The following is a 12,035-nucleotide window of genomic DNA, read 5'->3' as shown; positions in this document are numbered from 1 at the left end:
GAAAGGGGACTTGAAGATATGAGTAGTATTTTAAAAGTAGAAGATCTAGTAAAGTATTATGGAGAAGGCGAGAATCAGGTGAGAGCCGTGGATCATACAAGTTTACAGATAGAGAGAGGCAAGTTTACAGCTATCGTAGGACGTTCCGGCTCCGGAAAATCTACACTTCTGCATCTGATTGGAGGGCTTGACAGACCGGATTCCGGCAAAGTATGGATTGATGGAACCGATATCTATTCTCGAAAAGATGATAAACTGGCACAGTTTCGAAGAAAGAAGATAGGATTTATCTTTCAGGATTTTAATCTGATTCCATCGCTGAATGTGTGGGAGAATATCGTTCTTCCGCTGGGACTTGATAATCGCAAGGTAAAGCCGCGGGAAGTGGAAGATATTCTCAAAAAAATCGGACTGCAGGATAAGAAAGATGCGATGCCGTCTGCTTTGTCTGGTGGACAGAAACAGAGAACTGCGATAGCCAGGGCATTGGTGACAAGACCGGCGATAATTTTGGCGGATGAGCCGACTGGAAACCTTGATTCCCAGACTGAGCTAGAGGTTATGAGCCTATTGAAAAGCTGCGTGTCGGATTTCGGGCAGACGCTTATCATGATTACCCATGATGAAACGATTGCCCAGATGGCGGATGAAATGATTATCATTGAAGATGGCAAGGCGGTGAGAAGATAATGAAGATGACGACCAGAGTTGCATATTGCAATATGCGGCATTATAAGAGCAAAAACATACTGATTGGAATTGCCATTATCCTGACAACATTACTGCTGTTCGTAATCCCATCAATCGGAAAAGATATGGTGGAAGTGAACTTTGCGGTAATCAATAAGATTTATCCAACATGGCATGCCCTTTATCGGAACGTGGACGAGAGTACAGTTATGAAACTGGCGGCACATCATGATGTGAAAACTTACGGACTCCGCAGCGATGCGGGGTACATGAATCTGGAAGATGCGACGGTTTCCATGATGTATATGGACAGAACAGGGATGGAACTTTATAAAGTGAAGCTGAAAGAGGGGCAACTTCCGCAGAAAGAAAATGATATTGTGGTTTCAAAAGGAATACTGGAAGCATTAGGACAGAATGGGAAAATCGGTGACACTATCACAGTACCTTATCAGATTCTGAAAGATGACGGACTGGATTATACGAAGGAGAAAGACTTTCGAATCTGTGGTTTTTTAGCAGATAATGAGAGCAGCAAAGAACAAAAACAATATACATCATTGGTTTCAGAGGCCTTTCTGAAAGCGGAGATACCGGTAGAACAGGTGAAATATCGGTTTTTACTTCAGGTGAATGGACAGAAAGGAAATACGACTGCAGATTATACAGAGACGATACAGAATATTGCCAGACAGTTCGGGATTTCCGAGGATGACATGAATATTAATAAAGAGTATCTTGCAGCAAATTATGTGGATCCGGCTACAATTCCGGTGATTGTAGGAATCATGCTTATTGTTGTATTGGCGGGCATTATCACAATTTATAGTGTTTATTATGTATCTATGAACCAGAGGGTTCGGGAATTTGGAAAGTTAAAGGCAATCGGGGCTACGAAACGGCAGCTTAGACAAATCGTACTAAGAGAGGGAATGGGAGTGGCGTTGTTTGCCATTCCGATAGGACTTTTGATCGGAACAGTTGCTGTGAAAGTTGTACTTCTCCAGTTTGTAGAACATGCAAAGGATTCAAACGTACTTATAACAGAGGCATACAAGGTTGTAGCTAAAGGAGAAGTCCAACTTTATTATTGGTGGATTTATCTGTTGGCAATTGCAGTGACTCTGTGTACAGTGTATCTGTCACTGATGAAGCCTATGCGTATGGCGGCGAAGGTATCAGAAATAGAAGCTATGCGTTACCAGGGAGGCAGTAAGCGACAGAAAAGCAGCAGGAAGGGATATCAATTTCTGAATATCGGACGACTGACCAAGAGAAATCTTGCAGAGAATAAAAAGAAGAGTACTATCACGATTGTATCTATGGCCGTTACCGGAATATTTGTCATGATGGTAGCAACGGTGCTGTCTTGTGCAAATCCGATGGAAAGTGCAAAGAGTTCGATTGTGGGGCAATATGAGATTTCTCCAATTGTGGAATCCGGGAATAAAGAGCATCCTGAATATGAATGGGCGGAGGTTCAAAAGAATAATCCATTAAATGAAGGACTAAAGCAGCAGATAGAGGAGCTTGACGGTGTTGAGCGGGTAGATGTGTTTACCGCGTTGAAGGTATCAGGAGGACCTTTTGAAGAAAAAATTGGAACCGAATTTATCAATGGAGTGCCGGAAGAATACGCAGAAGAGCTGAAAAAAGGAATCACTGAAGGCAATGTCACATACGAGGAATTGAAATCCGGGGATAAAGTGATTCTGGACCGCGCGCTACTTCACTGGTATCCAGATATTAAAGTGGGAGATAAGCTGAAACTCAATATTCATGATGGAGATAATACCTTTCAAAAAGAGATTGAAGTGGCAGCAATTGGTGAATATGGAACAGGTCTGACAAACTATAACTGTCTTATCATGGCAAAAGAAGGGGCAGAGAAACTTACCATAAATAATTCTTCCAGCTATTTTCAGGTGATTGCAGATAAGGATTATGATGAGGCACTGGAAGCATCTCTACAGGCTATTGTGGATGGATCAGGCAGACTGCAGATGCGTACCTGGAAGAATGAGTACGATACATGGGAAAATGCCATACAGATGACTAGAGGTGCATGTTATGCATTTATCATCATTCTGGCAGCAATCAGCATTATGAACTTGATTAACACAATGATCAATAGTGTCCATGTGCGAAAAAAGGAGCTTGGCATGATGCAGGCAATCGGAATGTCGGACCGTCAGTTGATGAAGATGCTCCAGTTGGAAGGTATATTCTATACAGTAGGCACTCTTATTATCAGTATCGGAGTGGGAAGTCTTGCAGGATATCCGTTGTTTTTATATGCAAAGCGTACAGGAATGTTTGATATCAGCACATACCATTATCCGGTAACAGCAGCTATTATTATAATTTTAACATTGTTTGTGATACAGATGTTATTGGCAATATTCATTGCAAAGTCAGTAAGGAAAGATTCATTGATAGAGAGAATTCGTTTCAGTGAGTAAGAATATAAATTTCTGATGTTTAATGCAGATACTAATCAATGTCATAATAAAAAGGGGGACTTGATTTCTCAAATCCCCCAGTGTATAATGAACTCAAGAAAGGTATTCAGATGCAAAATCTGATGCCCTCAGTTAAATTTTATATTCTATGTATAAGTCATAGCATCCAAAACTTTCCTAGGGTCGTGGATGCTATTTCTTATTATGTCGATCTATATAAGTCAAAGCCGCAAAAATTACCAATAGTAAAGTCAATACTTCCATTGTATTCATGGGCATCACCCTCCTTGGATACTAGAGGGCAAAATCGAAATGCATCCGTCTTTCCGGTTCAGTAATACCGAATCAGTATAACACGTTACCGTTTTCAGTACAATAAGGTAATGGTCTGAAAAATACTTTATTCTGTCACCTTATGTAGCTGTATCGTGAGTATTTGCTGGACTAATTGGTGCTGTATATGAAAAAAAGCTATTTAAAAATAAGGTGGAAGCCTTATATGGTCTGCTTGATGATGCGGGTGATGATGCCGAGGGCAACATTACGCTCTTCATCAATATGCGTCACCACAAAGGATACCTGATCCTTTTTCCCGACTGTCCGGCTGTCATAGCAGGAGTGGGCAATGGCATTGACACCGATGGAGAGCCGGACAAAGACGGTGCCTTTATGGATGTCTTCCACAGTTCCGGCGTATTTTCCCTGAATCTTACATTTTTTCATGTTTTCCTTGCTGGTGTTGCCTTCCACACTTTTGACATCTGCGTGGACAATGACCTGCTCCGGTGAGTCTGCCCGCACATCCAGGATGCGTACCAGGATGTGATCGCCTACCTGGAAGCGTTCTCTGGCATCACCCATCCAGTCGAAGGACAGGTCTCTGGCAAGAATGGAGGTTTCCACACCGAAAATTTCTGCCCGGACTACCTTTTCCGCAACAGCAATGACTCTTGCCTGCACGATACGGTCTTCATAAACTTTCGGCATTCCGGAAGCATCTTTATCCAGATAGAAGATCTGGCGTTTCTTCAGCATCGCTTCTTTCCGGCTGGCGACAATGCTGCGTGTCTTCGGATCTAATCCCTTAATCAGAAAATCAATCTCACATCCAAGCATATTGTTGAGGATTTTGTTCTGCCGCAGAGCAAGCTCCCCATAATCGTGTGCTTCATCCTGCATGAGATGGATCATCATCTCAGTTACTGGGATGACAGTACGGAAATCCTTGTAGTAAACCACGGCAATGAGGCTGCCGTTTTCTGTTTTCTCGATACCGCCAAGCATTCCGGTTAAGATCCGGCGGGTACGGTAGGCATTCTGGATCTCATGCCAGGTAAGGTCTGAAATGGACTGGGCTGTTTCCAGCTTCGCATCGGAATCCAGAGTTAAAATAGGTGTGTTGGTTGTTTCGTTTGGCATCATAGTGTCTCCTTTCAAATTATGACATGATAGAATCTTTATCTAAAGGAACCATGTCTGTGTGATCCGAATAGTTATCTGCTGAGAAGTCATCCGGGAAATCGTGATAGCCAGGTTCCTGATAAACGCTTTGCTGGTCAAAGTGCGGTTCAGCTTTTTTCTTTTTCTGCTTTCCATAAGAAGCGGTTTTTTTCGGGTGGGAAGCAGGAATAGTTGGAGTGTACGTATATTCTTCACTACATGCTCCTTTTCTCCATTCCGGAATATGTTCGGAAGCCTTCCGGGGAATGAGTTTTTGGGCATCCGGGTGCAGGGTGTAATCGTATTTTTCTACCTGCAGTACCTTCTGACCACGCAGGATAATCAGTGCAGTATCCAGCGGGAGCCGCAGGATCTCATCCGGAGTTAAGAGCTTTCGTTTCCCGATGGATCTGGTCTGGCGGTATTCCGGTGTATAATCGGATACCCTCCAGCTATTTAATTGTTTGGCTTCGCTGCTGACACCAACGGTCACATCACCGGAGCGGTTAGAGATAAATGTAGCAGTTACCTCATCCGTACAGCCTAAAAATAGCTGAGTGTCGCAGTTCCCGATGATTTCCTGCCATTGGTTTAAGGGATACCGGTTCTGCATCTGAGGCAGGTTTTGGAAAATGCAGGAAATACTGAGGTTTCGACTTCGGATCACGGAAATCTTTTTGTTGAGCGATAGGATTGCTCCCGTATTCGCCAGCTCATCAGCCAGGATATGTACCGGAACCGGCAGTTTTCCATCTTCCCCATAGGTGTCTGCATAACGGACCAGTTTGATAAATACGAAGGTCATAAACAGGGAAGAAAGAAAATCAAAAGTGCTGTCTTGATCCGAAGTGATGCAGAAGTATGCACATTTTTCTTTTCCCGGCAGCGTCAGGTTGATCTCATCATAGGAAGTGATCTGGCGGATCAGCTTGTTCTGGAATACCTGAAGTCTGGAACCGAGTCCGATGATGACGCCGGAACGTACCGTGTCACTTGCCTGCTTATAGATGCAGTAGGGGACTTTTGCCGGATGGGAGACCGGAAGCAGGTCAAAGAGGCTGTTCAGTTCTTTTTCCGAACTCATGGTCAGGAGTTTGTATACCTGTCCGATATTCTTTGCCTCCGGTGGGAATCCCTGATCCACATAGAGAATCAGAGCTTTTAATAAGTTCATCTCGGCATTGTCCCAGAAGTGATCGCCTTTGGCAGAACCGGTATTCTGGATGATGACATCAGCAAATACCTGTGCCATGGTTTCCTGTCCGCCAATTTCACCCAGACAATTCCAACTATCCGAGTTTTCCGGGTTTACAAGATTAAAGGATTTCACGATATATCCGGCATTCTCAAGGTAAGTGGCTGTACTTTCGTACAATTCCGATTTTGGATCGGTGATGATGAGGCTTTCCCCGCGGGCAACACACTGGAAGATCATGTTGCGTGCAAAGGCCCGGCTTTTCATGGAACCGCTGGCACCGTAAACGGCAATATTCCGGTTCATGCGGGTATCCTTCGGGAGACAAACGGCTTTTCCGTTCAGTTTTCCAAGAATGGTTCCCTTGTGTTTCTTGACATCATTCGTAAGCTCCAGTACCTGATGCATTTCCTCCAAAGTCATAAAACCGGAAGTCCCATAGGTTCCCTTTGTGGAATAATTCAGGTTCCGGCCCCGGTCTGTTATTTCCCCGTTTCGGTCAAATCCCATACGCATGAGAAGGAAGGTCAGGAGTCCAAAAGCTGCCAGACATAGAAAAATCCCATACAGATTGTACGGGAAAGCAGTCAGGGCATCCAGACAGGCGAGCGGGTGCGGGGAGGGGATCTGCGGGGCAGTTCCGTTTCCGGCAAAATTGCCGGCAGATTCCCAGGTCTGATAGTTGCGGATAAATTGAGCAACATAGCCTCCTGCATAGAGGGTGCAGAAGGTGATCGGAAGCATATAAATGAGCTTCCACCATTTACGGTTCATGTAAAAACCCCCTTTTGAATTTGCAAAGGTCAATACTGGAGAAATGGATTGTGGCAGTTAAGTATTTTTTCAGGACCGGAATCTGAAAATCGAAACAGATCAGGTTCCCGGATCTGCCGTATACATTTAAGCCGGTATTGAACCGGTTGATTCGCTGCATGTCAAAATCATAAGCAAGAAGGATGGGGTTCCCGGAAGCATCCGTGGCATCATGTTCCAGTGGAATTGAATCGCTGCGGCAGCCCAGATCGGACAGCAGGAGGTTGTCCAGCTTTTCCATGATCTCAGGGTGAACCAGCAGTTTTAAAAGCACTTCCCCTTCCGGAGTATTGGGAAGGTAATGGAAATGCTCGAAGGAGGTGTCCAGCATAAACAGGCTCTTTTTGTAGCCTCCGGTACTGGTAAACAGCCGGAAAGCCATTTCCATGTCGGTTCCGGTCATGATTGCCCGGATCTGTGGATGTCCGTTGTAAGGGTAGCCTTGCAGGTAATGCTGCAGGAAGGCGTTTAAGCGGACTTCCGTTCGATATTCCCATTTCAGGACTCCGTTTCCCGTGTTATAAAGGACATAGACACATTGCGGTGCCATCAGGATGCCCATGCTGCGGGAGTTCCTAATCTTCGTGGTCTCCGGGCCCAATTCCTTAATTTCTCTGGAAGCGTAAAAAAGAGGAAGGCTTCGCATACCGATGGAACCAGCTTCGCGGTGATTACAGAAGATGTCAGGTTTTACATCCGGATAAAAGGGAATCCCGGCATGAAGGAGTGTCAGATACGTTTCGGCTTTCTGATGTAAGCGGATACGTCGGGATACTTCACTTCGGATGAGGTTCGTCTCGGTATTGCCGGTCAGATAGCACTGGAAGCGTAGCGGCGAGACAGATAACAGCATCTCTTTCGCAGCTTTTGTAAGACGGTAGCCTCTGAGAGCATCCCGGTAGTGGGTACGGATGAGGTGTTCCGCCTTCAAATCCGTAATGAGTTTTTCCGCATAGGAGGCACTTGGGATGAGTCTGTTTAGCTGGTCTGCGGGAAATTCCCCGCACATCCCTATCATTTCCAGTAAGCGGTATTTCGTAGTGTCAGGTCTTATCAAATAAGCATCACCTCAATTCAGTTCTTACCCATGCAAGCCTATACTTGGGTAAATCTCCGGTGGTTTGGAGATAAAAAAAGCAAGAAAACAAAGTTCCCTGCGGTGGTTCTTACCGATGTCGGATTTCTGCCTGAGAAGTCAGGAGATTTTCCGACATGCTTTCGTGATGATTTTTCTGGTTCTGCAGCCATTTCGGAAAGTCAGCTTTTTCCATAACCGATACCAGTGTACAGTCCTTTAAGCCAAGCTGTGTCGTGTAGTAGGAATCACAGAAAAAGCCGCTGTCATCTGTCAGAACATAAGTACAAAGTGTATCCAGAATCTGTTTAAACTCCAGATTGTCATAATCCCGGATACGTCTTTGAGGAAGTTCCCTGTCATATATTTGACTGAAACATATCACGCAGTCACGATAGAGGGGCAGGGCATTTTGTTTTACATACTCCCGAAGCATATAATTAAGCGGTTCATGGAGAAATGCAGTGTTTGTGTGGACTCTTCGTTTCGGAAGCAGTCCGGGAAGCGTAATGGTGAGAATCCCCTGCTGTTCTGCAATCCGCATTCCCTGTGCATCTGCCACTTTGGGAAGATAAGCTGCTTGATTTGGGGAGAGAGCCGGACAGACAAGGTTACGCATCTGGCAGGCAATCCGCTCCGCCCGAAGAGCAGCACTGACGCTCAGTTCCTCAAAATTTTTATCATAATTCTGGATATCAGTGACCTTCAGAGCGTAAACGGTATTCGTCAGTTTTTGCAGCTCCCCTTCCAGTTTTTCAAGCCGCTGGTAAATGGTTGGTGTATTTTGCGTCATAATAACCTACTTTCTCATGTAGTAACTGACAGCACCGGATTCATTTACAAGGCAGTAAGCGGCTACATCATCAATGGTGATTTTGGCAGCCTGGCTTTCGGATTCTAAGACAATCAGGCGTTTGGAACCATGTGATGGGATACTTTCCATCACATGATTGATCAGAGCCTCCTGTTCTTCACCGATATAGATGATTTCGTATTGTTCATCTTGCGAAAAGAAATTGAGCTTGATTGGAAATTCGCCACTGGTGTGGTATACAACACCTTTCTTAAAATCCAGCAGTACCCAGAAGCATGTAATTATAGCATAGTCAGGATTCTCAGCAGACTGCTGGCTGTCACAAAGAAGGTCATGCTCTTTATCGTAAATGATGCGCCCTTGTTTGATGAGGCTGGTAATCAATGACTTGATAGACTGCTCATGTCGGGAGAAAAGTTGTAAAACCTGGTCATACCTCAGAGTATGGTAAGTGGTAATGAACCGTAAGAGCTTGGCTCCCTCTCCTTGATAGATTTCGTTCCTTGTTTTCATGATTGACTCCCTTCTATATATAATAGGAAACTTTATACATATGGCTGTACGTACAGGATACGTTTGGTATTGTAAGTATAGTGTACGTACAAAGTACATAGAACCTGCTGTCAGCGATTGAATTTACAGGTACAAAAAAAGCACCATCTATGGGTGCTGGAAATAAGGAAAACTATAAGCAATACCTATTGTAGCATGGGTAATTTTACGCTTCAATCGCAGAAGCAGGTCATTTCTGTGCCATTTTCACTGGTTGGCATAAAAAAAGCAGGAAACCATTTTGATTCCCTGCATGGTGTATTGTTGTGCTTTTGTGTAGTTCTAATGATTACTTGTCTTTATAAAATGCTTCGAAAGCTTGTGCGAAGAATTCGGCTGTACCATTGCCGTATTTTTCATCTATCATAGGTTTGATTTTTTCATTACGGTAATATTGAGCCTGTGCAACCATCAGACCGTGTTCTTTCTTTATCTGTGAAAGTTGTTTCATAAGAAAACCGTATTCGGAAACAAGTTCTCTTACTTCAGAAGAATCTGGTGAACATACTTTTTTAGCTGCTAATTTGTATAAAAGATTGTCAAATTGTTGGTTGTAACTTTCTGCAGCCTCTTTGCTAATAGGATTGTTGGCAACAGACAGGAATTGCTCTTTTCCTCCATACCACTCAACAACTTTAGCATAGCCTTTCTGCATTTCTTCTGATGAAACTGTCTTAATATAATGCTTTTTCCATTCTTCAATGCTTCCAAACTCTTTTACAGCAAGTTCTTTCATATTGTCAGGCATATGTTCAAACATAGTTTGGAACATTTCTTCAACTTCCGTTTTACTAAAAATCGCAAAATCCATTTTATTCTCTCCTTTCAGGATATCATCAATGCTGGCAATCAGATGTTCCATACGTTCTTTCTTTGCTACCAACATTTTTCTCTGCATTTGCAAGATCTGGTTCCTTTCAAGAGCAGGATTCTCCAGAACAGCTTTGATTTCTTTCAAAGGAATGTCAAACTCACGGAAAAACAGAATCTGCTGTAATATTTCCAATGCCCTATCGTCATAAAGCCGGTATCCCGCATCACTTTTTTGTGTTGGTTTTAAAAGCCCGATTTCATCGTAATAGTGAAGCGTGCGAACGCTGATACCTGTAAGTTCTGATATTTCTTTGACTGTCCTCATAGTTGCTGACCTCCTGTTCCTGATAAGATAACTGTACGCTATGACGTTCCGTGAGAGTCAATATATATTTTGCATTTTTTAGTATAACATTTTTATGATATTACGAAAAGCCGAGGAGATAGGCGATATGTATTACTCTGGAAAGAACTTGTTGAGCGTATCCAATGTCTCTTTTGCAGTAAATCCCCAAAGGATGGTACTGAGTGCTTCAATCGCAGCCCTGCGTTTCCGGTAATAGGTGCGGTAGGAAATATTGGTGATGTGGTGAGCCAGCTTATCCAATATCTCATCTGTATTTTTCATTTCCTGTGGAGAGAGAAAAGCGTAGTAGAGAATCCAGTAATACTGTTCCCCATGCTTGTGATTGTTCCGGAGGAGATCGATGGATGATTCCAAAAGCTTCAGCATCTGGTTGCTTCTGGCAATACTTTTTGCCCGTTGTTCGATGTCGCTTCCGGTAAGATCAGCCCCGGCAGCATAGATGGAGTCCAGAAATTTGTCGATGTCATTGTCGTATTGGAGCTTAAACTGGTGCTCCATCTGGTGTACGACTACCTTCAGGCTGTAGGTTGCATCCCGGTATCTGCGTAAAAACTGATAGGTGTCGTGAAAACGTGGATCTTCTTCGGGTGAAGGAAATCCCTGTGTATTGCGGTTTGCCATGTCTATTCCCCCCCTTTCAGTGCAGAAGGCTCTGCCACGGCAGGCATCTTTTGGGCAGACTCATCCCCTGGACTTACGGACAACTCAAACCGATAAGCGGCATTTCCGTAGGGACAGATAATATTTAGAGTAAATGTATTAAATATATCTTTGCAGGCTGATAATGGAGATAATATATAGCGGGTTTTGGAGCAGTGGCAACATGGAATCCCTTGTGAATCCAATAGTTCTGCGACTTTTTGCACGATAAATTTCATGTGTGAATCTGGAACGCAGGAATCATTTTTTGTAACGGTGATTTGTGAGTCTGTGACAGTTTCTGAAACGCTAACAGAAGCAGAATCCTCAATAGTGATTTCTTCAGGTACATGGATTGGTAATTGCATCTTCATAGCGATCTCCTCCTTGTCAATCATAACGTCGCTGATATTAAACATCACGGACAGGTAATTGTTGAGATAAATTACGCTTCCGTGTTTTCCTGTAAATGAGATAAGTGTAATGTATTCTTTTTCCTCCAGTTTCTTCAAGAGTCGTGATACCGATGCCTTTGACAGACTCCACCTTTCACCCAGTTCATTAAAGCTGGTAAGGGGATTTCCGGTATTATCCCGGTAATAGACAATGGGACCGGAATCAGATCCCAGGACAGAGGAATCGTTGTAAACTGCATGAATCCACAGATCCAGAATAACATCCATTTCCGAGCATTTTCCAATGCCAATTAGTTCGTGAACTTTGGCAATCGGGAAAAAGAAAAACCCTGTATCTTTTTTACAGGGATAGTTGTATTCCAATACGGTATTGTCTTTGGGCCAGTCTGATATTTTGAATTTGACCAGGCGGTTTTTGCCGAGAAGAGAGTAGGTAATGTAATTCTGCTCTTCAAAAAATCGAAGGATGGACAACGCTTGATGTTGGAAACGGCAGCGAAACCATTCCTGAAGATCTGTGACTGTGCAGATCCACTCTCCTGGACCAATGGTATAGGTAATGTGTTCCATCCGGCGGTAGGATGTGCGGTAATTTGCATAGGAGCATAATACCAGATAATAAAAAAGAAAAGAGCCCCCGGTAGTTCGGATGATATGCTACCCTCATATAGGACAATGAAATATAAAAGTCCTATATGGGGGTATTTTCATGTTCAGAAAGAGTAAGATAGAACCAGTAGAAAAAGTAAAAATAGTCGA

General features: G+C 43.6%; 10 protein-coding genes. 2 read left to right on the top strand and 8 right to left on the bottom strand.

The genetic code is table 11. From position 1 onward, the window contains the following. Nucleotides 1-18: 18 nt before the first annotated feature. Complete coding sequence (locus tag DW904_RS19540; RefSeq protein WP_172676439.1) at nucleotides 19-690, top strand: ABC transporter ATP-binding protein; 672 nt, start codon at nucleotides 19-21, stop codon at nucleotides 688-690. Nucleotides 691-695: 5 nt separating this feature from the next. After that, the gene (locus DW904_RS19535) at nucleotides 696-3,152 is read left to right on the top strand and encodes an ABC transporter permease (protein ID WP_227338367.1); all 2,457 of its coding nucleotides are present in this window, start codon (nucleotides 696-698) and stop codon (nucleotides 3,150-3,152) included. Between the two features lie 495 nt (nucleotides 3,153-3,647). Here the strand turns inward: DW904_RS19535 and DW904_RS19530 are convergent, their stop codons facing one another. The 8 genes from DW904_RS19530 to DW904_RS19495 all read right to left on the bottom strand — a co-directional run bounded on the left by DW904_RS19530 (nucleotide 3,648) and on the right by DW904_RS19495 (nucleotide 11,846). After that, nucleotides 3,648-4,574: a S1 RNA-binding domain-containing protein gene (locus tag DW904_RS19530; RefSeq protein ID WP_005333538.1), complete on the bottom strand. Its 927-nt coding sequence runs from the start codon at nucleotides 4,572-4,574 to the stop codon at nucleotides 3,648-3,650. A 16-nt stretch (nucleotides 4,575-4,590) separates the two neighbouring features. Next, nucleotides 4,591-6,561 (bottom strand): VirD4-like conjugal transfer protein, CD1115 family, encoded by a 1,971-nt coding sequence (locus tag DW904_RS19525; RefSeq protein ID WP_022415647.1) that lies wholly within the window; start codon nucleotides 6,559-6,561, stop codon nucleotides 4,591-4,593. Then, nucleotides 6,551-7,657, bottom strand: coding sequence for a hypothetical protein (locus DW904_RS19520; protein WP_022415648.1), 1,107 nt, complete (start codon nucleotides 7,655-7,657; stop codon nucleotides 6,551-6,553). The genes DW904_RS19525 and DW904_RS19520 overlap by 11 nt, the downstream gene beginning before the upstream one ends. Before the next feature lie 109 nt (nucleotides 7,658-7,766). Beyond that, nucleotides 7,767-8,468, bottom strand: coding sequence for a DUF6100 family protein (locus DW904_RS19515; RefSeq protein WP_117470885.1), 702 nt, complete (start codon nucleotides 8,466-8,468; stop codon nucleotides 7,767-7,769). A gap of 6 nt (nucleotides 8,469-8,474) precedes the next feature. Beyond that, the gene (locus DW904_RS19510) at nucleotides 8,475-9,002 is read right to left on the bottom strand and encodes a DUF5697 family protein (protein WP_005333543.1); all 528 of its coding nucleotides are present in this window, start codon (nucleotides 9,000-9,002) and stop codon (nucleotides 8,475-8,477) included. Between the two features lie 328 nt (nucleotides 9,003-9,330). Further along, the gene (locus DW904_RS19505; RefSeq protein ID WP_005333545.1) at nucleotides 9,331-10,179 is read right to left on the bottom strand and encodes a MerR family transcriptional regulator; all 849 of its coding nucleotides are present in this window, start codon (nucleotides 10,177-10,179) and stop codon (nucleotides 9,331-9,333) included. 132 nt (nucleotides 10,180-10,311) lie between these two features. After that, on the bottom strand, nucleotides 10,312-10,842 hold the full coding sequence (locus tag DW904_RS22635; RefSeq protein ID WP_005333547.1) for a hypothetical protein: 531 nt from the start codon (nucleotides 10,840-10,842) through the stop codon (nucleotides 10,312-10,314). Nucleotides 10,843-10,844: 2 nt separating this feature from the next. Beyond that, nucleotides 10,845-11,846: a helix-turn-helix domain-containing protein gene (locus tag DW904_RS19495; RefSeq protein ID WP_005333551.1), complete on the bottom strand. Its 1,002-nt coding sequence runs from the start codon at nucleotides 11,844-11,846 to the stop codon at nucleotides 10,845-10,847. Between the last annotated feature and the right edge of the window lie 189 nt (nucleotides 11,847-12,035).

The sequence above is a fragment of the Ruminococcus sp. AM42-11 genome, from assembly GCF_003480145.1.
GTDB classification, from domain to species: domain Bacteria; phylum Bacillota; class Clostridia; order Lachnospirales; family Lachnospiraceae; genus Blautia_A; species Blautia_A faecis.
Note: the sequence above shows the minus strand (reverse complement) of the source record. Positions and strands in the feature narration are given on the sequence as shown.

Coding starts and splice junctions, on each gene's coding strand:
- DW904_RS19495 (WP_005333551.1), bottom strand. CDS start 11,846: ATGGAACACATTACCTATACCATTGGTCCAGGAGAGTGGATCTGCACA.
- DW904_RS19530 (WP_005333538.1), bottom strand. CDS start 4,574: ATGATGCCAAACGAAACAACCAACACACCTATTTTAACTCTGGATTCC.
- DW904_RS19525 (WP_022415647.1), bottom strand. CDS start 6,561: ATGAACCGTAAATGGTGGAAGCTCATTTATATGCTTCCGATCACCTTC.
- DW904_RS19515 (WP_117470885.1), bottom strand. CDS start 8,468: ATGACGCAAAATACACCAACCATTTACCAGCGGCTTGAAAAACTGGAA.
- DW904_RS19535 (WP_227338367.1), top strand. CDS start 696: ATGACGACCAGAGTTGCATATTGCAATATGCGGCATTATAAGAGCAAA.
- DW904_RS19510 (WP_005333543.1), bottom strand. CDS start 9,002: ATGAAAACAAGGAACGAAATCTATCAAGGAGAGGGAGCCAAGCTCTTA.
- DW904_RS22635 (WP_005333547.1), bottom strand. CDS start 10,842: ATGGCAAACCGCAATACACAGGGATTTCCTTCACCCGAAGAAGATCCA.
- DW904_RS19540 (WP_172676439.1), top strand. CDS start 19: ATGAGTAGTATTTTAAAAGTAGAAGATCTAGTAAAGTATTATGGAGAA.
- DW904_RS19505 (WP_005333545.1), bottom strand. CDS start 10,179: ATGAGGACAGTCAAAGAAATATCAGAACTTACAGGTATCAGCGTTCGC.